The organism is Pseudarthrobacter ribosi, from assembly GCF_055412865.1.
In genome coordinates this window covers 46,455-73,211 of sequence record NZ_JBVAYZ010000013.1, presented here as the reverse complement: position 1 = coordinate 73,211, position 26,757 = coordinate 46,455, and the positions used below count along the sequence as shown (strand labels likewise).

The window sequence follows — 26,757 nt, the reverse complement described above, 5'->3', positions numbered from 1 at the left end:
TTACGCTCAAATCGGATAATCCATGCCTATGCGTAAGGACTTGACCCGTCGGACGTGCAACATTCGCCACGCCAAAGGTCGCTTCCTTCACGTGTGTTAGCTTGATCACCATCCTTCCCGGCCCGGGGGCTCCGGAAGGCTCAAATCCACCGCAGCTACCTTTTCGGAGGCACCATGGGACTTAGCTCCCACACGCAAAAAAACGATCGGGCTATCGCTCCCCGCATCCCTGAAACCGATCTGTGTTTCGGTGCGGGACTCTTCCTCATCTCGGGAGACAGCACCGCGGAGGCGAGGACTGTCGGGACCCTTTTTTCCTACCAGCTCGCCACGGCAGTCGTAGACGCCTGCACCGGTCGAGCCGTCACCGGCACCAAGAACTCAAGCCGGATCGCAGCGATGCACCTTGGTGGTGTTGCATGACGCCAGTCAGTGAAACATCCGTAGAAATCACACCCGATGCAATGGCACAACGCGGTTCATCCCCCGAGGCAGGGGCAGTCCGCGCCTCGGGCGAAACCGGCAACGAACTCAATCGCGGGCTAAGCGGTCGCCATCTGCAGATGATAGCTATCGGCGGTGCGATCGGTACCGGGCTGTTCGTGGCCTCGGGCGCCACCATTTCCCAGGCGGGTCCCGGCGGTGCGCTGGTCGGCTACGCGCTGGTCGGGCTGATGGTATTCCTGTTGATGCAGTCTCTGGGCGAGATGGCGGCCAAAATTCCGGTCGCCGGTTCCTTTCAGTCCTTTGCCACCCGTTTTGTCTCCCCGTCCTTTGGGTTCGCGATCGGCTGGAACTATTGGTTCAACTGGGCCATCACCGTGGCCGCCGAGCTGGTCGCGGCCGGAATCATCATGGACTTCTGGCTCCCGGGGGTCCCAGGATGGATGTGGGCTGGGTTATTCCTGCTCGTGCTGACCGGGCTCAATGCCCTCTCGGCGAAGTCCTTCGGAGAGTCGGAGTTTTGGCTCTCCCTGATCAAGGTCAGCGCAGTGGTGCTCTTCCTGATCGCCGGCGTGCTGATGATTTTCGGCATCCTCGGGGATAACTCTCCGGGGCTGAGCAACTGGGAAAACCGCGATGACGTGTTCCACGGGGGATGGGTCTCGATCATCTCGGTCTTCATGGTTGCCGGGTTCTCCTTCCAGGGCACCGAACTCGTGGGAGTCGCCGCAGGCGAAGCCAAGAACCCGCGCCGCGAAGTGCCGAAGGCTATCCGCACTGTCTTCTGGCGCATCATGCTTTTCTACATTGGTGCCATCTTCATCATCGGCTGCCTGATCCCGTTCACCGATCCGAGCCTGCTGGCTTCCGGCGAGTCCGATATTGCAACATCGCCGTTTACCCTCGTCTTCACGCGCGCCGGAATCGCCTTCGCAGCGGCCTTGATGAACGCCGTGATCTTGACCGCAATCCTGTCTGCGGGCAACTCGGGACTATATGCCTCCACCCGGATGCTTTACGCCATGGCCCATGACGGCATGGCACCGAAGATCTTCGGCCGAACCAATTCGCGTGGCGTGCCGATTCCGGCGTTGCTGGCCACCGCGGCCGTGGGACTCTTCGGGTTCCTCTCCGCGATTGTCGGTCAGGGCGCAGCTTACTCCTGGCTGCTGAACATGTCAGGCCTATGCGGCTTCATCGTCTGGGCGGGAATCGCGGTCTCCCACTACCGCTTCAGGCGCGGCTTCCTGGCTCAGGGGAACAAAGTCAGTGACCTGCCGTACAAGGCGTCCCTGTTCCCCATTGGCCCGCTGCTGGCCTTCGCCCTGCTGATACTGGTAATCGCGGGACAGAACTACGAGGCTGTGCTTGCCGGGCGGAGCATAGAGGTGCTTTCCTCCTACATCGGGTTGCCAGTCTTCATCATCCTGTGGCTGGCTCACCGCTTCATCACCAAGTCCAAAGTGGTGCCGCTGCTCGAGATGGATCTCACGGCACCTAAGGACCTCGAGGACGAACCTAGGGGCGGCACCCAGTAACCATGCTGCGTGGGCTACCCCTTCAGAAGTCGTCTGCACTGGATTCCGCGGAACTACAGGGCTTGTTCAGACGACTCCTGACACGGAGGCGTTCGAAGTCGTCTGGGAAGAGTCAACTAAATGCCAGCCGCGGATCCACCGTTAAACGGACACTCCCAAACGCATAGCCATTGGTTCTGCGTCGGTAGCGAGTAATGACCAATGAGTGGGGCCTCCCAAGGCTCAGAGAGTCTGCCGTCGTTGATGCCGGCCCACGCCCAAACAAGGACGTCATTGCAGTAGTGCAGACGGCTTCTGCCGGCGGCTCGCATGTTTTGTTGAGAGAGTGTGACAGCTACTGTCAAGTAGGTTGACATTGGCGTACCTTTGGGAGGGTCAGAGCTTGGGGGCTGGCGGATACCTGGGAGGGTCCGTTGGGTGAACCGGGCAATCAACTCATCATCGGTTCCAAGACAAGGTCTCAATCATGAATACCCCTTCTGCTCGCACCCGTAAAATCGCCCTGTTTAGCGCCGCCCCGCTGGCCGTCCTGATTGCCGGCGGCATGGTCTGGCAGGGATCCCAGGCGGCCTTCACCGCCTCCACCCGCAATGCCGGCAGCTCCTGGAGCACCGGCAACGTTGTCCTCACCGACGATGACCTGGGCGCGGCCGCGTTCACGGTGGAGAACATCGTCCCCGGCCAGACCGGCCAGAAGTGCATCGTGGTCACGTCCCAGTCCAACGTCCCCGGCGAGGTCCGCGCTTACACGCAGAACCTGATTAGCTCCAAGGGCCTGGAGAACAGGATCTACTTCGATCTGGAGCAGGGAACTGGTGGCTCCTTCAATGACTGCGCCGGGTTCACCCCCATCGCCAACAACGTCCCCGAACTGCCCATCTCCACCCTGGCCTCGGTCAACCGTGACTTCGCGACCGGCGGCGCCTCCTGGCAGACGTCGGGAACGCCCGGCGAAACTCAGAGCTACCGCGGCACCTGGCGCTTTGACACCACCGGCCTGAGCCAGGATGACATTAACGCTCTGCAGGGGGCCCGTGTGGGCATCGACCTGGCGTGGGAGCTCCAGTCGGACGAGTCCCCGGTACTCCCGTAGCCGGGAGGCTTCGGAAATAGAAGATCTGTGAACCGGGAGGAGCCCGGGTCCGCCCGGGTACCCTCCTGGTGGGGTCCGCTGTTTTCCGCTGACGGCTGGGCGCTGTTCCTGGCCTCCGTCGCGTCGCGGCTGTATCTGGGTGTGCTGCTAAGCCTTGCCCTGATTGCGGTGCTGCCCGCCCTGCTGGGCTGGCACGGCACCGTCGTGCAGAGCGGTTCAATGGAACCGCACATCAGCGCCGGCGACGTGGTGCTCGCGGCCGGGTTCGACACTGCCCGGAAGATACCGGTGGGCGGTGTGGTGGAGTTCACCAGCCCGGCCGAGGCGGAGCCGGGCGGGGTGGAAAAGACCCGGCTGCACCGCATCGTTGCCGAAAACCCGGACGGCACCTTCGTGACAGCCGGAGACGCCAACTCCGAGGTGGACAGCACCCCGCTGGAGCGCGGTCAGATCACCGGCCAGGCCCGCCTCCTGGTCCCCGCGGTCGGCCTCCCCGGCCTCTGGCTGAACGGCGGCAACATTCCGGCGCTGGCGTGGTGGGCCGTGCTGACGCTGCTCGCCGTCGTCGTGGCCGTGTTCGGCGTCCGTACAGACGGAGAAGGGGACGAGGAGGAGGAGGACGAGGGCGGCCCTACCCCGTCTGGCCCCACCTCGCGGCGCTGGAAGGCAAGCGCCGCCGTCGGCATCGTGGCAGCCCTGGCCGTGTTGATCATCGCTACCTCCACCGCGTTTTCCTCAGCCGCGTTCACAGCCGCCACCGCGAACGCCGCCAGCACGTTCGGCGCGTCCGCGGACTGGACACCGCCCGTGGTCAGCATGCCCAGCCCCGGGACCACGGTGCGGGCCAGCGCGACGCTGACCGCGGAAGCGAGCGACGCCGAAACGGGCATCCGCAATGTGGCCATTCAATACCAGCCGCCCAACGGCGCTTGGACCACGCTGTGTACGGTGTCGGCCGAGCCCTATTCGTGCGTGTGGAACACCCGGGGCATGCCGGACGGCGCGTACAGCCTCCGGGCCGTCGCCACTGACAACTCAGGTCTCACCAGCAGTTCCGCCGCGGTACAGGCCACGGTGGCCAACAGCTTCGCGGTGGCCCTCAACGATCCCGGCGAAATCCAGTCCGGCACCGTCAACCTCAGCGCAACGCTCTACAGCCCGGGCAGCACCCTCTACACCGTAAGGGTGGAGTACTCCCTGGCCGGGACCAACAAGTGGAACAACCTGTGCCAGAACGTGACGGCCCCGTACCACTGCACCTGGGCCACGGGAACGTTCGCCAACGACTACTACGATCTCAGGGCCGTCGCCGTCTCCGGTCTGACGTCCACCTACTCGGAAACTGTCACCGATGTGCTGGTGGACAACCTGACACCCACGGTGACCATGAGTGATCCGGGCACCCCGCTGCGGGGCGTCAGCACCTTTGCCGCCGCGGCCGCGGACGCCCACTCGGGCATCGCCCAGGTGCAACTGCAGTACGCCCGCTCCGGCACCACCACATGGACGCCTCTCTGCACGGTGTTCGTGGCGCCGTATTCCTGCCGGTTCGACACCATCACCCTTGCCGACGCCTCCTACAGTTTCCGCGCCATCGCCACGGATGAGGCGGGCCTCAGTACGACGTCGGCCGCGATCACCAACAAGGTGGTGGACAACACCCGGTCCTCGGTTTCAATGGAGGATCCGGGCGGCTACCTCACGGGCAATGCCACGCTCACCGCTGCCGCGAACTCAACAGCGGGCGTGGGCAGTGTGCGGATTCAGACGGCGCCGGCCGGAACCGGCACCTGGACCACGCGCTGCACCCTGGCCGCAGTACCCTATTCCTGTGTGTGGGACACCCGGACTGTGGCCGACGGGCAGTACGATCTCCGCGCCATCCTCACCGACGCGGCCGGCAAGGAAACCATCTCCGCCATCGTGCCCGGGCGCCGGGTGGACAACAGCCCCCTGCGCGTCGCCGACATCCAGGCCGCCAACAGAACCGGCATCCAGGGCAGGCTCGACGCCGGCGACACCCTGAGCTTCACCTACAGCCAACAGGTCAACCTGGCCTCCGTCACTCCGGGATGGACCGGTGCCGCGCTACCAGTGACCCTCCGGCTGCGCGACGGCAATATTCTGGGCACGGGCAACAACGGGGACTCCCTGGACGTCCAGCGCCCGGGCAGCACGGTGAATCTGGGGGCGGTGAACACCAAAGGCAATTATGCCAAGAACCGGAAGACCGTCACCTACAACGCGACCATGACGGCCGCCACGGTGACCGTTGCCGGCATTCCCAGCACGGTGGTTACCGTGACGCTGGGCAGCGTTGCGAGCAGCAGCGGCAGCATCCGCACGTCCAGTACGGCAGCCGCGATGGTGTGGACGCCGACGTCGTCCGTTACGAGCACAGCCGGCGTCGCGTGCTCTCTCGCGCCGGCAACCGAAACCGGCACAATCGACAGAGACTTCTAACGAAAATCACGCCGGCAGGGCCAGGCAAAGTAGGGATTGCCCACCAAAGGGCTCCGCAGGACAGCGGTGACCTGACGGAGGCGCTCCGTCCCACAATTCACCTGAATCAATGCCTTGACGGTCCTCAACTATGGCTCATAAGCTAAGCAAGCTTAGTAATGCTGTTCCGGAGAGATCCATTCCGAAGCCTCACTTGGCGAGGCGCTGACTTGCATGTCCGGAGGCGGAAACCCGCGCGTGGAGACCGGCCTGGATTGCGGTCAGCAGTGAAGTCATCAGTGTCATTCCGTCACCGTTTGAGGAGCCACCATGTACTTGCACACTCAGCTATTGATCAACGACATCGCCGTCGACGAGCCCGATCCCGCAGCGGCCAATGCGCTTCAGGAAGGGCTGGGTGGACAGTTCGGGGAGATGCGCACGATGATGCAGTACCTTTTCCAGAGCATCAATTTCCGCGGAGACCCTGTATCCAAGCCGTATAAGGATCTGCTTCAGGGAGTGGGAACCGAGGAGATCAGCCACGTCGAGCTGATCGGCACCACCATTTCGCGGTTGCTGGACGGGTCCCCTGAATACCAGGGCAAGAAGACCGATCCGGTGGACCAGCCCGGCGCCAAAGGGGCCACACCCCTGAAGATCGCGCTCGACACGAGCAATATCCACCATTACTTGGTCGGCGCTCAGGGCGCCTTGCCGGTGGACGCCGCTGGAAACCCGTGGTCCGGCTCCTATGTCTACAACAGCGGCAACTTGGTTCTGGACCTTTTGTACAACCTGATGCTGGAATCCACCGGACGACTGCAGAAATGCCGGATCTACGAGATGACCGAGAACGCCGCCGCGCGGTCCACGATCGCGTACCTCATCGTCCGGGACCAGGCCCATGAGAACGCCTTCGCGAAAGCCCTTGAGAGCCTCGGCGTCAACTGGGGCAAGGTCCTGCCGATTCCGAAAACAAACGCCGAGCAGTTCCCGGAAGTGAAGAAGCTTCTGGACAAGGGTCTCCAGAGCATCCAGTACACGTTCAGCGCGGACAACGCCAGCGAAGCCTCCAAGCTGTACCGGGGAGCATCACCCTCCAATGACGGCACCGAGCTGAGCACGGATGTTATGCCCGAGGGCTTCCCGATGCCAATGGCCCCCGAACGACGGGAAGAGTTCGCACCCGGACTTGATGCCGACCTTCTAGCGCTAATCCAGGCCACGGCGGAAGTAGAAATGAAAGACGCAGATAACCCCAAGGAACCGAAGGGATAGTCGCGCGGCTCCCGCCGGCGCTCCGTCCGACCGCTTCGGAGCGCCGGCGATTTCTGCCCTTGGCCCTGACCGGCGTTCCTGATGGCAGCGGCCCGAGCCTGTTTCGATGGCACGGGCCGCCGTAGGCTAATAGGGATCCAACACATCGAGGAGGCACTCATGCGCACGGCAAGACCCACCACCCAGGCCGATCAGATCCGCCATCTTTCTGAGAATCTCATGTCCCAGCTCACCAAGGGGAGAGAGTGGGCTACCCCCGGTGTCGAGGCGGCATTGCAAGGTGTGCTGGCCGGGCTCGATGCGGGGATTGAATCTGCGTCCCCGAAGATCCAGACCGGACTGCGGCGGCTCGCCGAAGAGCTTGCCGGCGGGGTGGAAACTCTGACTCCGCGTGTTCATGAGGGCCTGAAGAGGGTTGCACCGAAAGTTGATCCGGCGCCCGGTCGGGCTAAGTCGCGGCGGACGGCGTCCGGGAAGGCCTGGCTGATTGCCGGGGCGGTGGCCGTCGCCGTGACTGCGGGACTCGCGGCCTGGCTCTCTTTTCGGCCGGCCGTGGATGAGCCGATGCCGTCCGTGGATGCGCAGCGTTCCAGCGGCGCTGACCCCGACGGGGACGCCGGCCCTGCAAAGGCCCGAACCTGAGGCAATCATGACTCCGGGGGTCTTGCGAACGGCACGTAAGGGCCCCGGATACTTCCCCGGCACCGTAGTAATTCCTAAACCCCATCGAGGCCGGCCGCCAATCCCTACGCCAAGCGGCCACCTTGTCGTTGACAGGTACTAGGGTGGTCACAAAGAGAAGGGGGAGTGCTTCATGGAATACCAGAATTCCCAGCCCGCAGCGGCCCCAGTGCCCGGGTTGGCCACCGACCTGCCGCTGCCCGGTGCCGGCCGCACCGTCATTTCCGAAAACGCCGTCGCGAAGGTCGCGGGCATCGCCGCCCGCTCCGTTCCCGGCGTGTACTCCCTGGGGAGCGGCCCGTCCCGCGCGCTCGGCGCCTTCCGCGACGCCGTCGGCAGCTCGGACCATGCCGCCGGCGTCCACGCCGAAGTCGGTGAAACCCAGGTCGCCGTCGACATTGACCTGGTGGCGCTTTACGGCACCCCCCTGCACGCCCTGGCGGACCAGATCCGCGCCGCCGTGTACGCGGCGGTCGAGGAACTCGTCGGGCTCCAGGTCATCGAAGTGAACATCGAGATCAACGACGTCTACGTGCCCGGCCCGGCGAAGCCCGGTACCCCCGCCGAGACCCGGCCACCAAGGGAGGCAATCCAATGAATCTGACGGTTGTGGGGATTGCAATGGGCGCCTTCGTCGCGTTCATGTCCTTCCAGTTCGGCGCATGGGGTTTCCTCGGCGCCCTGCTGTTCATGGGAATCGGAGCCCTGCTGGGCCGCGCCGCGGAAGGGAAACTGGACCTGCGCAGCGTGCTTGACGCCCTCACCGGCCGGCGTTCCTCCTCATGAGCGCGACAGCTGGCGCCGTCCGCGCCACCGTGATGGCTGGACACACCAGGATCAGCACGCAGGCGCTCACCAGCGTGGCCCGGGCCGCCGCGGCGGAAGCCCTCGGCGTCACGCCGCACGAGGTGCGGGCCCAGTGGTCCGACGACGACGGGCTGTTGGTACTGTCCCTCGTCTCACCCATCACCCTCCCCCCGCTGGCCGTAGTCCTGCGGGAACCCGGACGCGTCGCGGGATTCGGCGGCTCCGTCTGGGACCGGGCCGTGGCCGCGAAGGCCGACATCCTGCGCCGTGTGACCGAGCTGAGCGGTGCCGGCCTGAGCCGGGTCGACATCCGGATCAGCGGCGCCAGTGTGAGAGAAGGAGGGCGGGTCCATTGAGCCACGCCACCGACCGTCATTCCAGCGGCGGACGCCATGTCCCGCCCGCTCCCGCTGCCGCACCGTCCGCCGGCAACCCGAAAGCCGCCGGGACGGGCGGCGAGGGTATGGAACAGATCCTCAAGCGCGAAACCCATTCCTCCAGGGCTACGGCCTCGATCATCGCCGCCGTGCTCGTCATTGCCCTGTGCGTCTATGGCCTGCTGGAAACCGCGGTCCGGGCCGTCGGCCAGCCGCCCTGGCTCGTGGATCCGCAGACTGCCGCGGAGCGGGTCGTGGCGCTCCCGAACGGGATCCCACCGCTCCTGCTCGGCGTCGTTGGCGCGGTGCTGGTCATGGCCGGGCTGTTCTTTTTCCTGAACGCGGTACTGCCGGGACGCCGTGCCCGCCACATCCTGCTGGACCGCCGCGCCGCCGTCGTCGTGGACGACGAAGTGATCGCTTCCGCGCTGGCGCGGCGGGCGCGGCTGGCCGCCAACGTTAGCCAGGAACAGGTGATGGTGACGGTGTCCCGGCAACAGGTCGACGTCAACGTCCGTCCCACCTCCGGCGTGCCGTTGAGCCGGAACGCAGTCCTCACGGCCGTCCAGGACGAGCTCCGGGAGATGGGACTGACCCCTGCTCCGGAGGCCCGGACCAATGTCTCCTCGACCGGGGTGATCGGCGCATGAACGGCACCCCCAGAACCCTCAACCGGATCCTGATCGGGGTCCTTGGCTTCAAGCTGCTCAGCATCGGAGTGCTGCTCATTCTGCTGGCGACTGTGCCGGCGGTCGCCGCATGGTGGCACGGCTGGGCCGCCGGCGTCTGGAGCATCTGGCGAGACCTCTTCGAGCGCACGCGCTTCCCCGGCCGTGCGGAGAGCTGGCTCTGGATCGTAGTGGTCCTGATGCTGCTCCTCGTGATCGGTGCCATGGTGGCCTGGGTTGCCCAGCAGGGCAAGGGCCGGGCCGACACCCTCCTGTCCGAAGAGGATCCCGGCGACGTGCCCGGAAACGTCAGGATCGGCAGCGGAGTAGCCGAGCAGGCCCTTCGGGCCGCCCTGGCAGACCGTCCGGACCTGGCGGGCACGACCGTTGCCACGTACGAATTCCGCGGCGAGCCGGCCCTGAGAATCAGGATCCAGCCCCGTCACGGCGTGGCACCGCACCGGCTCGCGGCCGAGGTGTCCGCCCTCGTGGAGGCACTCGACTTCGCGCTCGGAAAACGCACCCTGGTGCTCATCCATATCGCCTCGGGTGCCCGGTCGAGGTTTGGCCGGGCCGAACGGGTCCGCTGAGCGGTGTGAGCTTCCGGCAATATTTTCGCCGGGCACGCGCGGGGCGCCCCGTGGCCGGATTTCGCTGAAGCGGCGCGGGCTGGCTCACAAAAAAAGCTCCGGCGCAAGGGTCTCTTTTCTGTAAAGGTCCATGTAAACGCTTGCATTCCTCACCGCATGGTGATTATGGTGATGGGCACCACACAACGCACGGCCGTTTTTGTCAGGTACTCAGCGAGGAGCCCCCCAGAATGAAGAAATCGAAGTTCCTACTTCCCGTAGCCACAGCAGGCGTTCTCGCCATCACCCTTTCCGCCTGTGGTGGCGGCGGTGGCGGCGGAGGCACTGCCAGCGGCGGCGGCGACGCCGCGAACGGCTTGGACTCGCGCGGACCCATCACCTACGTGCAGGGCAAGGACAACAGCAACGTGGTCCGCCCGCTGATCGACAAGTGGAACGCGGCCCACCCGAACGAGACGGTCACGTTCAAGGAGCAGACGGACAACGCCGACCAGCAGCACGACGACCTCGTCCAGCACTTCCAGGCCAAGGACCCCGGCTACGACGTTGCAAGCGTCGACGTCGTCTGGACCGCCGAATTCGCCGCCAAGGGCTGGCTGCAGCCGCTCAAGGACAAGATGGCGCTCGACACCTCGAAGATGTTGAAGCCGACCGTCACGGCCGCCTCTTACAAGGGCACGCTGTACGCGGCACCGGAATCATCCGACGGCGGCATCCTGTACTACCGCAAGGACCTGGTCCCCACGCCCCCGAAGACCTGGGACGAGATGATGAGCATGTGCTCCATCGCCACGGCCAACAACATCGGCTGCTACTCCGGCCAGTTCAAGAAATACGAGGGACTGACCGTCAACGCCTCCGAGGCCATCAACTCCGCGGGCGGAGCCGTGCTGGATGCCGATGGCAAGCCCAACTTGCTCACCCCTGAGGCAAAGGCGGGCATGGCGAACCTGACCAAGGCCTACGCGAACGGCGAGATCCCCAAGGAAGCCATCACCTTCCAGGAAGAGGAAAGCCGGCAGGCGTTCCAGGACGGCAAGCTGCTGTTCCTGCGCAACTGGCCCTACGTGTACAACCTGGCCACCACCGAGGGTTCCTCGAAGGTCAAGGACGTCCTGGGCATGACCGCCCTCCCGGGCAAGACCGGACCTGGCGCCTCGTCCCTGGGCGGGCACAGCGCCGCGGTCAGCGTCTACTCGAAGAACAAGGCCACGGCACTGGACTTCCTGAAATTCCTCACCACGGAAGAGACCCAGAAGTTCTTCGCCACGCAGGGTTCGCTCGCCCCGGTGCTCGGCTCGCTGTACGACGACCAGGAGCTTGTCGCCAAGCTGCCGTACCTGCCGGTCCTGAAGACTTCCATCGAGAACGCCGTGCCGCGCCCGGTCACTCCGTTCTACCCGGCAGTCACCAAGGCCATCCAGGAAAACGCGTACTCGGCCATTAAGGGCGAGAAGTCAGTAGACGACGCCCTGTCCGACATGCAGAAGTCCATCGAGTCCGCTAGCGCGGGACAGTAGGTCCATCATGGCAACTGAAGCAGGCCCGACGTCGGTCAAGGCACCGGCGTCGGGCGGCGCACCCGTCCACCACGGACCCAAGGGTGTTGGAGAAGACAACCGGATCGCGACGCAGGGGCGCTGGGCAGCCTGGCTCCTGGCGCCGACCATCCTCGCATTGTCAGTCGTGATCGTGTACCCGATCATCACCGCCGTTGTGATGTCGTTCCAGAAGGATGCTGGTCTAGACCCCGCCACGGGTCTCTTCGCCGAAGGTGGGCCGGCCGGCTTCTCGAACTACGTCAACTGGATTTTTCAGCAATGCCCGGCCCCGGGGGGCGGAACCGTAGACTGCCCGCCGGGAACCCTCGGGGCGCAGTTCTGGTCCGCCACCGCCACCACCTTCTTCTTCACAATCGTCACGGTGACACTGGAGACGGTGCTCGGCTTCTGGATGGCCGTCATCATGGCACGGGCCTTCAAGGGCCGCAGCCTGGTCCGTGCAGCTGTCCTGGTGCCGTGGGCCATCCCCACCGCCGTGACGGCCAAGCTGTGGCTGTTCATATTCGCCTTCGAAGGCATCGGCAACAAGCTCTTCAATACCACCGTCCTGTGGACCGGCAGCGAATGGCCTGCCAGATGGGCTGTGATCATCGCGGACGTGTGGAAGACCACGCCGTTCATGGCGCTGTTGATTCTTGCCGGCCTGCAGATGATTCCCGCCGAAGTGTACGAGGCGGCCAAGGTCGACGGCGCTTCAGCTTGGCAGCGGTTCCGCATGATCACTTTGCCGCTGGTGAAGCCGGCGCTCATGGTGGCCATCTTGTTCCGCACCCTGGACGCACTGCGCATGTTCGACCTCCCGTACATCCTGACAGGCGGAGCGAACAACACGACCACGCTGTCCATCCTGGTGATCAACCAGATCAGGCAGGGCTTCAACGCGGCGGCGGCTTTGTCCACCATCACGTTCATCATCATCTTTCTGGTGGCTTTCATCTTCGTACGCTTCCTTGGAGCGAACGTGGTGGAGCAGCAGACCGGCGCAGGTAAGGGGAAGAAATGACCGCCGCGACCGAACTACGCGCAGAGCAGGACCGGGGGCGGAAAGTTGCGCAGAACCGGGAGAAGTGGGCTCAGGGACGCACCTACATCAGTGCAGTCGTGATCCTCTTCTGGTGCTTGGCTCCGGCTTACTGGATGGTGGTGACGGCGTTCCGCGACGTCGGCTACACCTACGACACCTCGATACTTCCGACCCACGTGACGCTGGACAACTTCAAGACGGCGTTCGACACCTCCTTCGGCAACCACTTCGGCCAGGCACTGCTTAACAGCTTGTTCATCGGTGCCGTCGTTACAATTGTTTCGCTGGTGATCGGCGTGTTTGCCGCTTACGCGCTGGCGCGCTTGAACTTCCGCTCCAAGTACCTCGTGCTGGGCTTCATCCTGGGGGCCTCCATGTTCCCCGGCGTCGCCCTCATCACGCCGCTGTTCCAGCTATTCACGAACATCGGCTGGATGGGTACCTACCAGGCCCTGATCATCCCGAACATCTCGTTCGTGCTGCCGCTGACGGTCTACACCATGACGTCCTTCTTCCGGGAGATGCCATGGGAGCTCGAGGAAGCGGCCCGGGTGGACGGTTGCACCCAGGGACAGGCGTTCCGGCGGGTAATCATGCCGCTGGCCGCCCCGGCGATCTTCACGACGGCGATCCTGGCGTTCATCTCCTCCTGGAATGAATTCCTGATCGCCAGCCAGCTCTCCAGCGACAAGACCCAGCCGGTGACCGTCGCCATTGCCAGCTTCGCCGGCGCCCAGCCCAACCAGGTACCGTATACGGCCATCATGGCCGCCGGAACGATTGTCACAATTCCCCTGGTCATTCTGGTGCTGGTCTTCCAGCGCAAGATCGTCGCCGGCCTCACCGCCGGTGCGGTTAAGTGACTGTGGCGTGATGACCGAGGAGCAGAACCAGGGCCACGTGCCGGCGACGCGTCGAAAGGTCCGGTCCGGCGAGGATTTCGACATCATCATCGGGTTCCTTGGTTTCTGGGCAGTCGTGCTGCTGGTGGTCACCGTCTGGATGGAGGTAACGGCCCAGCCGGCGCTTGGCTGGGCATTGGGCCTGCTGGTGATGCTCGTGGCCTTGTACGGAATGATCCGGCTGCGCCGCCGGCTGCCGGAAAGGACGGCAGCCCGGCGAAAGTGAACGCGGGGTCACCTAGCGCCCACCCCAAGGGGTTATGGGCGGCAAGGGACCCCGCAATGCTTGGGGCGTTTGTTGCCGTGGGGGGAGGCAGGCTAATGGAGTGCTTCGGAGGCTGCGAGTTGCCTCAGGAGTCAGTCGACAAGGGGACACGGTGGCAAGGACAACAGACAGGGCGCAGCGCGGGGGCCACTCCGGTGTCAGCATCGAAGATGTGGCCGCCGCCGCCGGAGTGTCCACCGCCACCGTGTCCCGCGCCGTCCGCGGCCTGCCCAGGGTTTCGCCCGCCACCCGGGAGAAAATCCTGGGCATCGCTGCAGACCTGGGCTACGTCGCCTCCTCCTCGGCGTCCGGGCTGGCCACCGGGCGCACCAAGACCATCGGCGTGCTGGCCCCCTTCGTCAGCCGCTGGTTCTTCTCCAAGGCCATCGAGGGCGCCGACCGTGAACTGCACGCCCGCCAGTACAACCTCTCGCTGTTCAACCTGGGCGGCCACGGCAGCAACCGTGAGCGGCTCTTCAGCAAGACCATGGTGTACAAACAGATCGACGCGCTGCTGGTGCTGTGTATGGCACTGACCCATGAGGAAATCGAACACCTGCAGAAGATCGACATCCCGCTGGTCGTCGTCGGCGGCCACGTCGAGGAATGCCCCTACATCGGGATCGACGACTACGCGGCCGCCGCCACGGCCGTGCGGCACCTGATCGACCTTGGCCACACGGAGATCGCCCTGCTGCACGGCGACGACGAAACGGACCTCAACTTCGACGTCCCCCGGGTCAGGATCCAAGCCTTCCAGGACGTCATGGCCGAAGCACGCCTGAACGTCCGGGAGGAATGGGACGAATGGGGGGACTTCACCGTCCGCAGCGGCCAGGACGCCTTCCACCGGCTCTGGGACAGGCCCGGACCGAAGCCGACGGCAATCTTCTGCGCCTCGGATGAGATGGCCATGGGAATCATCTTTGAGGCCACCCGGGCCGGGGTGAAGGTCCCCGAGGACCTCTCCGTCATCGGGATCGACGACCACGACTTTTCCGAGGCCATGGGCCTCACCACGGTCCGGCAGCGCCCGGACGAGCAGGCCGAACTGGGCACAAAAATGCTGCTGGACGAGCTCGACGGGATCGCCGGATCAGTGCTCTCCACAGTCGCCCCGCACCAGCTGGTTGTCCGGAGCACGACGGCGCCGCCCGGGGGCGCGGGCGCGTGGGCCCAGAAGGGCGCCGCACCCGGGACTCTCACCCCTCAGGCCGGCCGCCCGTAGCAGCCGCACTTAGCACCAGCCGCCGCCATCGATCCCGTCAGGACGCGCGCGCCAGCTGCCGGATCGGGATCCAGCGGGACGCCAGCCTGCGATAGGCGGCGGCGGCCCCGGTCATGTCTCCTTCGGCCAGACACTCAATGCCCAGCCGGACATCCATGGGCGAGTCATCCGGGTAGACCTTGTCCGCCACGGCCCCGTAGTCCAGTTCCACCATGGACTCCCGGTGGAAGAGCTCCAGCCATTCGGTGAGCTGGGTCAGGTCCTCGAGCATGTCCAGGTCCGGGGCGGCCAGGGCCAGATGGGCCACGGCGTAACGGACCCGCTCCAGGGACTCTCCGATCGTCGCGCGGATGCGCACGGTGACGATCCGCCCCTCGGATTCCACCACGTCCGTGGGGTCCGATTCCTTGAACAGGCAGAACCAGCTGAAGGGAATGCCCCAGGTGGACGCCCGGGTGTGCACGCGGCCCAGCCCGGAATGCGCCCGCACGTCGTCAATGCGCTCCTGGTGCCGGTCGCGTTGCTCCTCCGGGATGAGCAGCTGGGCAAGCGGCCCGTGGATGCCCTCCATCAGGGCGTTGGCCGCCAGCCCGGCCCGGAGCACCAGCTGGCTGGGGCAGTACAGCAGCCGCTCGGGCGCGACGGCGTCCGGCGCCCCGGCCTCGGGACTCCCGGCGCCGGCCGGCCCGGCTGCCGGGGCAGTGCCGCCGGGGGCAGGGCCGTCGCTCCGCGGTAACGCAAGAATCCTGACCAGGTCCGTCGCGCCGGTGGGGAACGGGTCCCCGCCCGGGCGGGTGATGCGGCCGAGGGAGGCCAGCAGCTCGGCGTTTTCAACGGCGGCCCGGGAAACGCTCCGGTCCCCCGCCACGCGCAGGGCGCCCTGCTGCTCCTCCGGGAACGCCTCCAAAGGTTCGTAGACGCGCAGCGCGGACGAGAACGGCAGCCCGGCCTGGCCGTGGTAGAGGTTTCCCGTCATTGGACCACGTCGCTTCCCTGGGCTGCGCCCATCAGTCGCTCAGCTCCACCAGCACCGGGGCATGGTCCGAGGCACCCTTGCCCTTGCGTTCCTCGCGGTCGATGGCGGCGCCGGTGACCCGGGTGGCCAGCGCGGGGGAGGCCAGGACGAAGTCGATCCGCATGCCTTCCTTTTTCGGGAAGCGCAGCTGGGTGTAGTCCCAGTACGTGTACACGCCGGGGCCGGGGGTGTGCGGTCGGACAACGTCCTGGAAGCCGGCATTCTCAAAGGCGTGGAAGGCCGCGCGTTCCGGTTCGCTCACGTGGGTGAGGCCTTCGGTGCGGAAGTAGTCGATGTCCCAGACGTCGTCGTCCTGCGGTGCAATGTTCCAGTCGCCCATCAGGGCAATCTGCGCTTCACCGTCCTCCCGGAGCCAGCCCTCGGCGTGGGTCCGCAGGGCGTCCAACCAGCTGAGCTTGTAGGGCATGTGTTCATCGTCGAGGGCCCGGCCGTTGGGAACATAGAGGCTCCAGACCCTGATCCCGCCGCAGGTGGCGCCGATGGCGCGGGCCTCCTGCACGGCATCCTTGCCGCTCTTGCCAAAGACGGGCTGGTCCAGGAAGGTGCGTTCGACGTCGGCGAGACCCACGCGGGACGCGATCGCCACACCGTTCCACTGGCTCAAGCCAAAATGCGCCACCTCGTAGCCCATGCTCTCGAACAGCTCCCAGGGGAAGTTGTCGTCCTTGCACTTGGTTTCCTGGATGGCCAGGACATCACAGTCGGTGCGCTGAAGCCAGGCTTCAACGCGGTCGGCACGGGCACGGAGCGAGTTCACATTCCAGGTAGCTATCTTCACAATCCCTAACTTACCGAACTTGGCTGACGGACGAAGCGGCGGTGCGGCCACGCCCCTCTGGAATTTAGTAGGAAGTCCGAGTATATTCGGGAGGAGAAGATGGCGTGGGTCACACGGCCCGGCCGTCACTTCGGCCATCACACCGTGCAAAGGAGCATTCCATTATGGTTCGCGAACTATCCCATTACATTGACGGACAGCATGTTGAAGGTACCTCGGGGCGCTTCAGCGATGTCTACGATCCGTGCACCGGCGAGGTCCAGGCCAGGGTGCCGCTGGCCAGTACCGAGGAAGTCCGCAACGTGGTCTCCAACGCGGAAAAGGGCCAGCTCGAATGGGCGGCCATGAACCCGCAGCGCCGCGGGCGGATCCTGCTCAAGTTCGTTGATCTGGTCAACCAGAACCTGGACGAACTCGCCACTCTACTGTCCTCGGAACACGGCAAGACCTTCCTCGACGCGAAGGGTGACATCCAGCGCGGCATCGAGGTCGTGGAGTTCGCCGCCGGCGCCCCGCACCTGCTCAAGGGCGAATTCTCGGACAGCGCCGGAACCGGCATCGACGTCCACTCACTGCGCCAGCCGCTCGGCGTCGTCGCCGGGATCACGCCGTTCAACTTCCCGGCCATGATCCCGCTCTGGAAGTCCGGACCGGCGCTCGCCGCGGGCAACTCCTTCATTCTCAAGCCGTCCGAACGGGACCCCTCCGTGCCGCTGCGCCTCGCGGAGCTCTTCACCGAGGCCGGCCTGCCCGCCGGGGTCTTCAACGTCGTCAACGGCGACAAGGAAGCGGTCGACGCGCTGCTGGAGGACCCCCGGGTCCAGGCCATCGGCTTCGTCGGCTCCACGCCGATCGCGCAGTACATCTACGCCACGGCCGCCGCGAACGGCAAGCGCGCGCAGTGCTTCGGCGGGGCCAAAAACCACATGGTGATCATGCCGGATGCGGATCTGGACATGGCCGCGGACGCCCTGATGGGCGCCGGCTTCGGCTCAGCAGGCGAACGCTGCATGGCGATCTCGGTGGCCGTGCCGGTCGGTAAGGCCACCGGTGACGCGCTCGTCGCGAAACTGGAGGAGCGGATCGCGGACCTCAAGGTCGGCCACAGCCTCGCCAAGGACTCGGACTTCGGCCCGGTCGTGGCGGCCTCCGCCAAGGAACGGATCGAAGGCTACATCCAGGCCGGCGTCGACGAGGGCGCCACCCTGCTCACCGACGGCCGCGGCCTCAAGGTCGAGGGCTACGAGGGCGGCTTCTGGGTCGGCCCCACCCTCTTCGATAACGTCACGAAGGACATGACGATCTACAAGGAAGAGATCTTTGGCCCGGTGCTGAGTGTGCTCCGCGCGGAGGACTACGACGAGGCGCTGCGGCTGTGCAGCGAGCACGAATTCGGCAACGGCGTGGCCATCTACACCCGCGACGGCGACTCCGCCCGCGACTTCGCCAGCCGGGTCCAGGTGGGGATGGTGGGGATCAACGTCCCCATCCCGGTGCCGATCGCCTACTACACCTTCGGCGGCTGGAAGGCCTCCGGCTTCGGCGACCTCAACCAGCACGGCGCGGACGCCTTCCGCTTCTACACCAAGACCAAGACGGTCACCACCCGCTGGCCCTCCGGCATCCGTACCGGTGCCAGCTTCGTGATGCCGGAAGGCAGCTGATGGCGGGGAAGCATTCCTCCGACGCCACGTCGGCGGAGGTGCTGTTCGAACGGCGGGGCCGGCTGGGCGTGGTCACGCTCAACCGGCCCCAGGCCGTCAACGCGCTCACCGCGGGCATGGCCTCAGCCATGCTCGAACAGCTCACGCTCTGGGCAGACGACGACGCCGTGGCGGCCGTGCTGGTCCACGGCGCCGGTGACCGGGGGCTGTGCGCCGGCGGCGACATCGTGGCCATCTACCGGGACATGCTCGACGGCGGCGACGCCACGGCCGACTTCTGGGCCGAGGAATACCGGATGAACGCGCTCATCTCGGGCTACCCGAAGCCGTACGTGGCGTTCATGGACGGCCTGGTCCTCGGCGGCGGAGTGGGGATCTCCGCGCACGGATCGGTCCGGATCGTCACCGAACGCACCCGAATGGGCATGCCGGAGACCACCATCGGGTTTGTGCCCGATGTCGGCGGCACCCTGCTGCTCTCCCGCTCACCGGGGGAGTCCGGCACCCATGCGGCCCTCACCGGCGCGCACCTGAGCGGCGCCGACGCCCTGTTCCTGGGCCTCGCGGACCACTTCGTCCCGTCCGCGAAGCTCGCGGAACTTGCCGAGGCGCTGGAGACCGAGGCGGCGGATGACGCCGTCGCGCGCTTCGCCGAGGAGGCGCCGCCGTCCGTCCTCGCAGCGCAGCAGGAATGGATTGACGCCTGCTATTCAAGCGACGACGCCGGGGAGATCGTGCGCCGGCTGCGGGCAGTGGGCGGGGAAGCCTCCGACGCCGCCGACACCATCGAGGCCAAGTCGCCGACCGCCGTGAAGGTGGCGCTGGAATCCCTGCGCCGGGTCAGGGGACTGGGCCTCGAGGAAACCCTGGAACAGGAGTACCGCGTTGGGCTGCGGTTCCTTGCCGGGCCCGACTTCCGCGAAGGCATCCGCGCCCAGGTCGTGGACAAGGACCGCAACCCGCACTGGCGGCCCGCCACGCTGGCGGAGGTCAGCCGCGGCGACGTCGAATCCTATTTTGCGCCGCTGGGCGACCGCGAACTGATGCTTTCGAAGGAGCGCGACAATGTCTGAACCATCGACGCCTGAACCGGACCGGCCCGGGGCGGCGCAGGCCGGTCCGGTCGCCTTCCTCGGCCTGGGCCACATGGGCGGGCCGATGGCCATCAACCTGGTCAAGGCCGGGTACACCGTGACCGGCTTCGACGTGGTGCCGGCCGCGCTGGAAGCTGCCCGGGCGCACGGCATCGCGACCGCGGACACCGCAGCGGAGGCCGTGGCCGGCGCCGCCGTCGTCCTCACCATGCTGCCCAGCGGCAAACACCTGCTGGACGCCTACCGCGGCACCCCCGGCCAGCCCGGCCTGCTCGCCACCGCAGCCCGCGGCACCCTGTTCCTGGACTGCTCCACGATCAACGTGGATGAGGCCCGGGAAGCGGCCGAACTCGCCGTGGCGGCCGGGCACCGCGCCGTGGACGCCCCGGTGTCCGGCGGTGTCGTGGGCGCCGAGGCGGGCACCCTGACGTTTATGGTGGGGGCGCTTCCGGAGGACTTCGAGGCGGTCAGGCCGATGCTCGAGGTAATGGGCAAGCGGGTGGTCCACTGCGGGGAACATGGCGCCGGACAGGCCGCGAAGATCTGCAACAACATGATCCTCGGCGTCTCGATGATCGCGGTCAGCGAGGCCTTTGTGCTCGGCGAGAAGCTGGGCCTGACCCACCAGGCGCTGTTCGACGTCGCCTCCGCGGCCTCGGGCCAGTGCTGGGCGCTGACCACCAACTGCCCCGTGCCGGGGCCGGTGCCCACGAGCCCCGCCAACCGCGACTACCAGCCCGGCTTCGCCGGAGCCCTGATGGCAAAGGACCTTAAGCTGGCACTTAACGCGCTCCAAAGCACCGGCGTCGCCGCACGGCTGGGTCCGCTTGCTTCCGAAATCTACGATAGCTTTGCCGCGGAAGGCGGGGCGGGCCGGGACTTCTCCGGCATCATTACCGACATCCGGGACAAATCCGAACACTAGCCGGGTCTGAATACGGACCGGCCGGACCAAACATTTTCTGAACAGCTGAGGGGACAGGCATGACAGAGCAATACACAAACATTCTGGTGGAGCGCCGTGGCCGGGTGGGGCTCGTGAAGCTCAACCGGCCCGAGGCGCTGAACGCCCTCAACAAGGCCACCATGGACGAACTCGTGGCCGCCGTGTCGGCCATGGACGCCGACCCCGAGGTGGGGGCGGTCGTGCTGACCGGATCCGCCAAGGCTTTCGCGGCCGGGGCGGACATCAAGGAAATGCAGTCCAAGGGCTACATGGACATGTATGCGGCGGACTGGTTCCGCGGCTGGGAGGACTTTACCCGGCTGCGCATCCCGGTGGTCGCGGCGGTGTCCGGGTTCGCCCTGGGCGGCGGCTGTGAGCTCGCGATGATGTGCGATTTCATCATCGCCGGGGACAACGCAAAGTTCGGCCAGCCGGAAATCAACCTCGGCGTGCTGCCGGGTATGGGCGGCTCGCAGCGCCTCACCCGGGCGGTGGGCAAATCCAAGGCGATGGACATGATCCTGACCGGCCGCTTCATGGACGCCGAGGAAGCCGAACGCGCCGGCCTCGTGTCCCGTGTGGTGCCGGCCGCGGACGTGGTGGACGAGGCCATGAAAGCCGCCGCGGTGATTGCCTCCAAGTCCAAGCCGGTGGCGATGGTAGCCAAGGAAGCCGTCAACACCGCTTTCGAGACCGGGCTGGCCCAGGGTGTGCTGTTTGAACGGCGGGTGTTCCACTCGCTGTTCGCCACCGAGGACCAGAAGGAAGGCATGGCAGCCTTCACTGAGAAGCGCCAGCCGGACTTCACGCACCGTTAGGCGGCGGGAGCGGCCGGGCAGCTTTACGTGAAGCCGGGCAGCTTCAGGTGAAGATGTCGGCCACGTATCTTCCGTGGGTGCGTTCCACCTCATCCATCCAGGCCTCGGCGTCCGCCGCCGAGGCGCCGGTAGCCTCCCTGTAGATCAGTGCACACGTGTCGCGGACCTGCGGCGCCATGTATTTGCCGTCGCCGCAGACGTAGACCGTGGCGCCATCCTTGACCAGCTCGACGACGTCGGCCCGGTCAGCCCACAGCCGGTCCTGAACGTGCTTCAGGCCGTCTTCGGGAGCACTGGAAAAGACCGGCCGGAGGTCGAGATTGGCTTCGTCTGCCCAAGATGCGAGCTCCGTCTGATAGAGGAAGTCGGTGTCCGGGGCCCGGCAGCCGAAGAACAGCAGGGCAGGCGCCGGCTTGATGCCTTCGGCCTCGGCCCGTAGCGCCCGGTCCTGAACGAATCCCCGGAAGGGCGCCAGCCCGGTCCCGGCACAGACCATGATGAGCGGGACCTCCAAGGACTGTGGCGGGTGGAATGCCGCGTTGGAGGGACGGACCGTGACGGCGACCCTCGACCCGGGCCTGGCCTGGGCGAGATAGGTTGAGGCGGCTCCTTCGAAGACGCCGTGGCCTGACCAGGCCGGAGCCTGGATGACTGAGAAGGTCAGTGTCGCGTGGTCGGGGCTCCAGCGCGGGGACGAGGAGATGGAATACCGCCGCGGGGACAGTTGGGTGAGCAGCTGCAGGAACGAGCCGAACGACAGCTGGCAGGACGGGTGCCTCTCCAGCAGGTCCAGAAGGGAGACCCGCTTGTCGAGGATCTCGGCCGCATGGCGCTCGCGGTTCTCCGCGAGGGCCTCAAGGTCCTGGCGGTCGGCAGGATCCTGCGCGACATCCGCCAAGTACTCGAGCTGGGTCCGTGTGGCCGGGACCGCGAGTTCGACGTAGCTGCTCAGCAGTTCGCCCACGGACACGGGCATCCCGGTGGGCAGGAAAGTGTCCCCCTGCTCCATGCTCAACAGGACGTGCGAGTCGTAATCTAGGTTGAAGCGGGTCAGGGCACGCTGCACGAGTTCGCTGGGATTCAGCGGCAGCACGGCAAGATAATCGCCAGCCCGGTAGCTCATCCCCTCTGGCAGGGCGATCTCGACATGACGCTTGGACCGGGCGCCGGGCTTGGCCATATCGACCAGCTCGCGGTTCGCCACGACGGTGCCGAGCGCCAGCCCGTTCTGGCGCAACAGCGGGTCCCGGACGTTCCCGACAAACTGAAGGTCCAGCCCGGGCTGCGCGGCCGGGGAACTGGTGCTTTGCCCGAGCTCGCCATCCACGGCCGGCCAGAATCCCGCGTACCATTCGTCGAAAGCGCCGAAGAAGTCACCGCGGGCGTTGGCTTCGCCCCGGGTATAGATCCGGGTGGCGCCGGCGGCCGCGAGCCGGGCGTCGATGGCCTTGGGGACCTCCTGGTAGGTCCGCGCCCAGTCCTTGTTGCCGTTCCCGAACACCGTGTACCTCACGCCCGTGAGGCTGCCCGGCCGCAGGCCCTCGGTCCAGGTCATGAACTTCCGGGCGTTGTCCGGCGGCTGGCCCTCGTAGGACGAGGCCACGACGGCAACGAGCCCCGCCGTGGGCAGTCCGCTGGCCGCGTCGTCGAGCGGTCCGATGGTGGGGCTGTAGCCACGCCGCCCGGCATCGTTGGCGATGCGCTGAGCGAAGTCCTGGGACGTTCCGGCGTTGGAACCGTAAAGAACGCGGATCGGAACGCCGTTGGGGGCGGTCGCAGCCACTGCAGCCTCCGCTTGGCGGGCCTGTTCGACGGCGGCGGGGGATCCGGCCGCGATCGTGATGTTCCGCCGGCGCACGTGGATGAACAGCCCTTCGGGCTTCATGGTCAAAGTGTGCTGGATCTTGAGTTCATAGCTGGGGTCCGCCGGCGTGATGTCGAAGCGCTGCAGGAGCTTGGCCAGGAAAAGCATGGCCTCCTGCAGGGCAAAACCCCGCCCGATGCAGGAGCGCTGTCCGTTACCGAAGGGCTTCCAGGCATCGGCGGGGATTTTCGCGGCCCGTTCCGGGGAGAACCGGTCCGGATTGAAGATCTCTGCGTCCTCGCCCCACGCCGCCTTGTCCCGGTGCAGCAGGGGGAGCAGGACCAGGACGGGCTGGCCTGCCGGGACTTCGTAGCGGCCGCCAAGCGTCGTATCCTCGAACGGAGCGACGTTGAACGCCGGGGCGGTGGGCCAGAGCCGGAGCGTTTCCTTGAGGATTTGGTCCAGGTACGCCAGCCGGGGCAGGTGTGCGAGCCGGGCGCCCTCGGTGCCTAGGACCTCGTCCACCTGGGCGCGCGCCTTGGCCAGGACAATCGGATGGCGCAGCAGTTCGTAGAGTGCAAAGGACAGCAGGCCGCTGGTGGTCTCATGCCCCGCGACCAGAAAGGTGACCATCTGGTAGCGGACGTTTTCATCGGGCAACCGCTCACCGGTCAGTGGATCCGCCGCGTTGAGCATGGTGTCCAGAATGTCTTCGCCGCCCGGCGGGCTGGGGTTGCGCCGCCGGTCGCTGATCATCTGGTCAGCCACCTCGAACATCAGGGCGTTGTCTTCCTCGAGCTGGTGGCGGCGGCGCAGCATGATCTTATTCTGGACCGGGAGCCTGCGCCCGCGTTCTCCGGATTCGACCAGGGCACGGACCATTGCTCCCACGAAGGGATGCAGCTCCTCCCGGTAGAGGCTGTTGAAGCGGTAGCTGAAGGAGCACAGGGCGATGGTGTCCAGGGTCAGCCGGGTGGTGCTGTCCGGAACGTCGATCCGGGCCGCGGGGCCGAGCCTCTCCCATTTGAGGAGCAACTGCTCGGCAATGTCGTCCATGCCGGTGAACATCCGCTTCAGCGCGGCCGGCCCGAAGGCCGGCATCAGGATCCGGTGCGCCTTTTGCCAGTTGGGTTCCTGTGTTTCGGCGGTGAACAGGCCGTCGCCGATGAAATCCCGAACCTCCCGCAGGGCGTTGCCCATCACCTTGTCGAAACGGGACTCGTCGCACACTTCGTTGACGAGTTGTTGGGAGGATATGACGACGACGCTGCGATTGAAGAACTGCAGGCGCACAATGGGGCCATACCGCTCGGCCAATTCGGCTATTCCGAGGACGCCCTTACTGGAGTCGATGTCGGCCAGGTTGCCGACCACCGGCTTCGGAGGAGGCTGCGGTATGGGGACGGTCGGCGAAGTCATGGCCCCTCCTCGGCGATTGCCAATCGACGCTCTGTGAGCACTAATTGCTGCCTGGCCGGACGGCGCTGTCCGGCTGCGACCCACGATACTCCGCGACGGTTCGGGGCAAAAGACGCGCAAAGGCCCTGTCGCTGCCGAATCCCGGTAGCGACAGCTCCATTGCGTGTCGTCAGGAAGTGCCAGCCGCTCCGGCGCTGCCCGGGACGGTCAGGACATCAGGCCGCGCTGATCCCGAACAGACCGATGATCAGGGCCATCACCATGAGGGTAACGAGTTCGTGCGCGCAGTTCAGCACCGTCAGTCCGACCGGGCGGCCCTCGAAGGCATCGTGGGTGATGAAGCGCGCCGCCGTGAACCCGGCCCACAGGATCAGGGCCGTGACCAGGGTGTTGGCCAGGAAATCCCCGCCGTAGAAGTGCTGCGAAATGGCAGCGGCCCCGGCCAGCACGAGGGCGCTGACGAAGCTGACCACCAGGGTGATCAGGATCGGTTTGACGGCGTCCTTGGCGTCCCCGCTCGGGGTGACCTTGGCGACGCGCATCCAGTAGTTGCCGAACACCTTCGGCGTGTACCAGACGGACCCCACCACCATGCTGGACAGGGTGGCCAGCAGTACCGCCCAGATGTTGATCTCCGGGATCATTTCGCTCCTCAAGGTTCAGGGTTGGCTTCTTTCCGAAGTCTAGGGGACCGCCCGGGTAGTCCCGCGCTTTTCGGAACTACCTCTTTTGGGAGGTAGTTGGATGTCCATGCTTTTCGTTACGGTGAGCTAAGTCACAAAGCCGCGCATCGAGGCTGACATCAAAGGAGATTGCCATGACTTCAGTTTCACCGACCTCGGCGGCCGGGCAGCAAGCGCCGCCCAGCCGCAAGACGCTGCGAAAGGTCGCCCTCGCCAGCGCCGCCGGAACCACCATCGAGTTCTATGACTTCTTTATCTACGGCACCGCTGCCGCCCTGGTCTTCCCGGTTGTGTTCTTCCCGGCCCTGGGTGCCGCCGCCGGCACCATTGCCTCCTTCGGCACGTTCGCCGTCGCCTTCTTCGCCCGTCCCGTCGGCGCAATCATCTTCGGCCACTTCGGAGACCGGATCGGCCGGAAGAAAACCCTTATCACCACACTGCTCATGATGGGCATCGCCACCGTGATGATCGGCCTGATTCCGGACGCCAACACCATCGGCGTGGCCGCCCCCATTCTGCTGGTGGTGCTCCGCTTCGTGCAGGGACTCGCCGTTGGCGGCGAATGGGCCGGCGCCACGCTCCTCGTGGCCGAATACGCACCCAAGGGCAAGCGCGGGCTGTTCGGCTCTTTCCCGCAGATGGGCCCGTCCGTTGCCTTCGCCCTGGCCAGCGGCACGTTCCTCATCACCAACCTCACACTGGGGGACAAGTCCGACGCCTTCATCACCATTGGCTGGCGCGTGCCGTTCATTCTCAGTGCCGTGCTGGTTCTCGTGGGCCTGTGGGTCCGGCTGAGCATCGAGGAAACCCCGGTCTTCAAGAACGCCGCCACGGTCACCAAATCCAGCACCAAGCTGCCCATCCTCGAGTCCATCAAGCGCCAGCCACGCGAAATCCTCCTCGCCGGCGGCTCCCTGACGCTGCTGTTCGCCTTCTTCTACATTGGCACCGCCTACCTCACCAGCTATGCCACGAGCCCCACCGGCATGCAGCTGAGCCGGGTGGAAGTGTTGAGCACCGGCATCGTCTCCTCGCTGTTTGTCGCCGCCGCCACCCTGGCCTCCGGTATCCTCTCGGACCGCTTCGGCCGCAAGAAGGTCATCGCCACCTCCTGCATCCTCGCCGTGCCGTGGTCCCTCATGCTGTTCCCGATCCTCAGCGCGAACACGGTGTTCGCCTTCGGTCTGGGCCTCACCGTCACCCTCGTGATCTTCGCAATCGCCTACGGCCCCGCCGGTGCGCTGCTTCCGGAGCTCTTCGAGACCCGCTACCGCTACACCGGCGCAGGCATGGGTTACAACCTCGCCGGCGTCGTCGGCGGAGGCATCGTCCCGCTGGTGGCAGCCCAGCTTGCCAACACGTCCGGTGCGTGGTCCATTGGGGTCCTGCTCGCCGGGATCGGCGTGTTCAGCGTGCTCTGCACCCTGGCCCTGCCCAACCGCGAAAAGCAGGGACTGGAGGACGGCAAGGCGCGCACCTCCCCGGAGCACGCGGAAGGCACAGCAGCCACCGAGCTTGCCTCACGGCCCTAGGGATCTGAGCCGAAGCAATCCAGACCGCGGATTCCGGGCTTTGGGGGATCCGCGGGTGGGGGCGGGGCTGCCGGTGAAAAC

Annotated in this window: 24 protein-coding genes; 20 read left to right on the top strand and 4 right to left on the bottom strand. The window is 65.9% G+C overall.

Features of this window, described 5'->3' with window-relative positions:
- The first annotated feature begins 464 nt into the window (after positions 1-464).
- From ACZYZ5_RS13785 to ACZYZ5_RS13715, 15 genes are all read left to right on the top strand, one after another.
- Complete coding sequence (locus ACZYZ5_RS13785) at positions 465-1,982, top strand: amino acid permease (protein ID WP_463902326.1); 1,518 nt, start codon at positions 465-467, stop codon at positions 1,980-1,982.
- Positions 1,983-2,448: 466 nt separating this feature from the next.
- Positions 2,449-3,075: a hypothetical protein gene (locus ACZYZ5_RS13780; RefSeq protein ID WP_463902325.1), complete on the top strand. Its 627-nt coding sequence runs from the start codon at positions 2,449-2,451 to the stop codon at positions 3,073-3,075.
- 27 nt (positions 3,076-3,102) lie between these two features.
- Entirely contained in the window at positions 3,103-5,538 is a 2,436-nt protein-coding gene (locus ACZYZ5_RS13775; RefSeq protein ID WP_463902324.1) for an Ig-like domain-containing protein, read from the top strand.
- Positions 5,539-5,847: 309 nt separating this feature from the next.
- Positions 5,848-6,798, top strand: coding sequence for a manganese catalase family protein (locus ACZYZ5_RS13770; protein WP_463902322.1), 951 nt, complete (start codon positions 5,848-5,850; stop codon positions 6,796-6,798).
- Between the two features lie 159 nt (positions 6,799-6,957).
- On the top strand, positions 6,958-7,440 hold the full coding sequence (locus ACZYZ5_RS13765; RefSeq protein WP_463902321.1) for a hypothetical protein: 483 nt from the start codon (positions 6,958-6,960) through the stop codon (positions 7,438-7,440).
- Positions 7,441-7,612: 172 nt separating this feature from the next.
- Positions 7,613-8,077, top strand: a complete 465-nt coding sequence (locus ACZYZ5_RS13760; RefSeq protein ID WP_463902319.1) for an Asp23/Gls24 family envelope stress response protein — start codon at positions 7,613-7,615, stop codon at positions 8,075-8,077.
- Positions 8,074-8,265, top strand: a complete 192-nt coding sequence (locus tag ACZYZ5_RS13755; protein WP_307461673.1) for a hypothetical protein — start codon at positions 8,074-8,076, stop codon at positions 8,263-8,265. The genes ACZYZ5_RS13760 and ACZYZ5_RS13755 overlap by 4 nt, the downstream gene beginning before the upstream one ends.
- Positions 8,262-8,642, top strand: coding sequence for a hypothetical protein (locus ACZYZ5_RS13750; protein WP_463902318.1), 381 nt, complete (start codon positions 8,262-8,264; stop codon positions 8,640-8,642). The genes ACZYZ5_RS13755 and ACZYZ5_RS13750 overlap by 4 nt, the downstream gene beginning before the upstream one ends.
- Before the next feature lie 107 nt (positions 8,643-8,749).
- On the top strand, positions 8,750-9,313 hold the full coding sequence (locus ACZYZ5_RS13745) for a hypothetical protein (protein WP_463902383.1): 564 nt from the start codon (positions 8,750-8,752) through the stop codon (positions 9,311-9,313).
- On the top strand, positions 9,310-9,921 hold the full coding sequence (locus tag ACZYZ5_RS13740; RefSeq protein ID WP_463902317.1) for a hypothetical protein: 612 nt from the start codon (positions 9,310-9,312) through the stop codon (positions 9,919-9,921). The genes ACZYZ5_RS13745 and ACZYZ5_RS13740 overlap by 4 nt, the downstream gene beginning before the upstream one ends.
- A gap of 230 nt (positions 9,922-10,151) precedes the next feature.
- Positions 10,152-11,441 carry an ABC transporter substrate-binding protein gene (locus ACZYZ5_RS13735; RefSeq protein WP_463902316.1) on the top strand — a complete coding sequence of 430 codons (1,290 nt, stop codon included), beginning with the start codon at positions 10,152-10,154 and terminating at the stop codon, positions 11,439-11,441.
- Between the two features lie 7 nt (positions 11,442-11,448).
- The gene (locus ACZYZ5_RS13730) at positions 11,449-12,486 is read left to right on the top strand and encodes a carbohydrate ABC transporter permease (protein WP_463902315.1); all 1,038 of its coding nucleotides are present in this window, start codon (positions 11,449-11,451) and stop codon (positions 12,484-12,486) included.
- Positions 12,483-13,370 carry a carbohydrate ABC transporter permease gene (locus ACZYZ5_RS13725; protein WP_463902314.1) on the top strand — a complete coding sequence of 296 codons (888 nt, stop codon included), beginning with the start codon at positions 12,483-12,485 and terminating at the stop codon, positions 13,368-13,370. The genes ACZYZ5_RS13730 and ACZYZ5_RS13725 overlap by 4 nt, the downstream gene beginning before the upstream one ends.
- Before the next feature lie 10 nt (positions 13,371-13,380).
- Positions 13,381-13,635, top strand: a complete 255-nt coding sequence (locus ACZYZ5_RS13720; RefSeq protein ID WP_463902311.1) for a hypothetical protein — start codon at positions 13,381-13,383, stop codon at positions 13,633-13,635.
- Positions 13,636-13,786: 151 nt separating this feature from the next.
- Complete coding sequence (locus ACZYZ5_RS13715) at positions 13,787-14,902, top strand: LacI family DNA-binding transcriptional regulator (protein ID WP_463902310.1); 1,116 nt, start codon at positions 13,787-13,789, stop codon at positions 14,900-14,902.
- Between the two features lie 37 nt (positions 14,903-14,939).
- On the opposite strand, the gene ACZYZ5_RS13710 is transcribed toward ACZYZ5_RS13715, so the two are convergent.
- Positions 14,940-15,878, bottom strand: coding sequence for a DUF8083 family protein (locus ACZYZ5_RS13710; protein ID WP_463902308.1), 939 nt, complete (start codon positions 15,876-15,878; stop codon positions 14,940-14,942).
- 31 nt (positions 15,879-15,909) lie between these two features.
- Positions 15,910-16,716 carry an exodeoxyribonuclease III gene (locus ACZYZ5_RS13705; RefSeq protein WP_463902307.1) on the bottom strand — a complete coding sequence of 269 codons (807 nt, stop codon included), beginning with the start codon at positions 16,714-16,716 and terminating at the stop codon, positions 15,910-15,912.
- Between the two features lie 164 nt (positions 16,717-16,880).
- On the opposite strand from ACZYZ5_RS13705, the gene ACZYZ5_RS13700 reads away from it, so the two are divergent.
- Genes ACZYZ5_RS13700 through ACZYZ5_RS13685 form a run of 4 tightly spaced genes read left to right on the top strand, consistent with a single transcriptional unit; the run spans position 16,881 to position 21,238 of the window.
- A complete protein-coding gene (locus tag ACZYZ5_RS13700; protein ID WP_463902306.1) occupies positions 16,881-18,380 on the top strand; it encodes a CoA-acylating methylmalonate-semialdehyde dehydrogenase in 1,500 nt (499 codons plus the stop codon).
- Positions 18,380-19,453: an enoyl-CoA hydratase/isomerase family protein gene (locus ACZYZ5_RS13695; RefSeq protein WP_463902305.1), complete on the top strand. Its 1,074-nt coding sequence runs from the start codon at positions 18,380-18,382 to the stop codon at positions 19,451-19,453. Before ACZYZ5_RS13700 ends, ACZYZ5_RS13695 begins: the two co-directional genes overlap by 1 nt.
- Positions 19,446-20,399, top strand: a complete 954-nt coding sequence (gene mmsB / locus ACZYZ5_RS13690; protein ID WP_463902304.1) for a 3-hydroxyisobutyrate dehydrogenase — start codon at positions 19,446-19,448, stop codon at positions 20,397-20,399. Before ACZYZ5_RS13695 ends, mmsB begins: the two co-directional genes overlap by 8 nt.
- A 59-nt stretch (positions 20,400-20,458) precedes the next feature.
- Positions 20,459-21,238, top strand: coding sequence for an enoyl-CoA hydratase (locus ACZYZ5_RS13685; protein ID WP_463902303.1), 780 nt, complete (start codon positions 20,459-20,461; stop codon positions 21,236-21,238).
- 43 nt (positions 21,239-21,281) lie between these two features.
- Here ACZYZ5_RS13685 and ACZYZ5_RS13680 read toward each other — a convergent pair whose 3' ends face one another.
- Both ACZYZ5_RS13680 and ACZYZ5_RS13675 read right to left on the bottom strand, forming a co-directional pair.
- Positions 21,282-24,461, bottom strand: a complete 3,180-nt coding sequence (locus tag ACZYZ5_RS13680; protein WP_463902302.1) for a bifunctional cytochrome P450/NADPH--P450 reductase — start codon at positions 24,459-24,461, stop codon at positions 21,282-21,284.
- A 215-nt stretch (positions 24,462-24,676) separates the two neighbouring features.
- Positions 24,677-25,105 carry a DUF1761 domain-containing protein gene (locus ACZYZ5_RS13675; RefSeq protein WP_463902301.1) on the bottom strand — a complete coding sequence of 143 codons (429 nt, stop codon included), beginning with the start codon at positions 25,103-25,105 and terminating at the stop codon, positions 24,677-24,679.
- 173 nt (positions 25,106-25,278) lie between these two features.
- On the opposite strand from ACZYZ5_RS13675, the gene ACZYZ5_RS13670 reads away from it, so the two are divergent.
- A complete protein-coding gene (locus tag ACZYZ5_RS13670; protein WP_463902300.1) occupies positions 25,279-26,676 on the top strand; it encodes an MFS transporter in 1,398 nt (465 codons plus the stop codon).
- Positions 26,677-26,757 lie beyond the last annotated feature (81 nt).

Bases quoted from the DNA above. Each gene is read 5' to 3' on its own strand.
- ACZYZ5_RS13785 (WP_463902326.1), top strand. From the start codon at position 465: ATGGCACAACGCGGTTCATCCCCCGAGGCAGGGGCAGTCCGCGCCTCG.
- ACZYZ5_RS13780 (WP_463902325.1), top strand. From the start codon at position 2,449: ATGAATACCCCTTCTGCTCGCACCCGTAAAATCGCCCTGTTTAGCGCC.
- ACZYZ5_RS13770 (WP_463902322.1), top strand. From the start codon at position 5,848: ATGTACTTGCACACTCAGCTATTGATCAACGACATCGCCGTCGACGAG.
- ACZYZ5_RS13765 (WP_463902321.1), top strand. From the start codon at position 6,958: ATGCGCACGGCAAGACCCACCACCCAGGCCGATCAGATCCGCCATCTT.
- ACZYZ5_RS13760 (WP_463902319.1), top strand. From the start codon at position 7,613: ATGGAATACCAGAATTCCCAGCCCGCAGCGGCCCCAGTGCCCGGGTTG.
- ACZYZ5_RS13755 (WP_307461673.1), top strand. From the start codon at position 8,074: ATGAATCTGACGGTTGTGGGGATTGCAATGGGCGCCTTCGTCGCGTTC.
- ACZYZ5_RS13750 (WP_463902318.1), top strand. From the start codon at position 8,262: ATGAGCGCGACAGCTGGCGCCGTCCGCGCCACCGTGATGGCTGGACAC.
- ACZYZ5_RS13745 (WP_463902383.1), top strand. From the start codon at position 8,750: ATGGAACAGATCCTCAAGCGCGAAACCCATTCCTCCAGGGCTACGGCC.
- ACZYZ5_RS13740 (WP_463902317.1), top strand. From the start codon at position 9,310: ATGAACGGCACCCCCAGAACCCTCAACCGGATCCTGATCGGGGTCCTT.
- ACZYZ5_RS13735 (WP_463902316.1), top strand. From the start codon at position 10,152: ATGAAGAAATCGAAGTTCCTACTTCCCGTAGCCACAGCAGGCGTTCTC.
- ACZYZ5_RS13730 (WP_463902315.1), top strand. From the start codon at position 11,449: ATGGCAACTGAAGCAGGCCCGACGTCGGTCAAGGCACCGGCGTCGGGC.
- ACZYZ5_RS13725 (WP_463902314.1), top strand. From the start codon at position 12,483: ATGACCGCCGCGACCGAACTACGCGCAGAGCAGGACCGGGGGCGGAAA.
- ACZYZ5_RS13720 (WP_463902311.1), top strand. From the start codon at position 13,381: ATGACCGAGGAGCAGAACCAGGGCCACGTGCCGGCGACGCGTCGAAAG.
- ACZYZ5_RS13710 (WP_463902308.1), bottom strand. From the start codon at position 15,878: ATGACGGGAAACCTCTACCACGGCCAGGCCGGGCTGCCGTTCTCGTCC.
- ACZYZ5_RS13700 (WP_463902306.1), top strand. From the start codon at position 16,881: ATGGTTCGCGAACTATCCCATTACATTGACGGACAGCATGTTGAAGGT.
- ACZYZ5_RS13695 (WP_463902305.1), top strand. From the start codon at position 18,380: ATGGCGGGGAAGCATTCCTCCGACGCCACGTCGGCGGAGGTGCTGTTC.
- mmsB (WP_463902304.1), top strand. From the start codon at position 19,446: ATGTCTGAACCATCGACGCCTGAACCGGACCGGCCCGGGGCGGCGCAG.
- ACZYZ5_RS13685 (WP_463902303.1), top strand. From the start codon at position 20,459: ATGACAGAGCAATACACAAACATTCTGGTGGAGCGCCGTGGCCGGGTG.
- ACZYZ5_RS13680 (WP_463902302.1), bottom strand. From the start codon at position 24,461: ATGACTTCGCCGACCGTCCCCATACCGCAGCCTCCTCCGAAGCCGGTG.
- ACZYZ5_RS13675 (WP_463902301.1), bottom strand. From the start codon at position 25,105: ATGATCCCGGAGATCAACATCTGGGCGGTACTGCTGGCCACCCTGTCC.
- ACZYZ5_RS13670 (WP_463902300.1), top strand. From the start codon at position 25,279: ATGACTTCAGTTTCACCGACCTCGGCGGCCGGGCAGCAAGCGCCGCCC.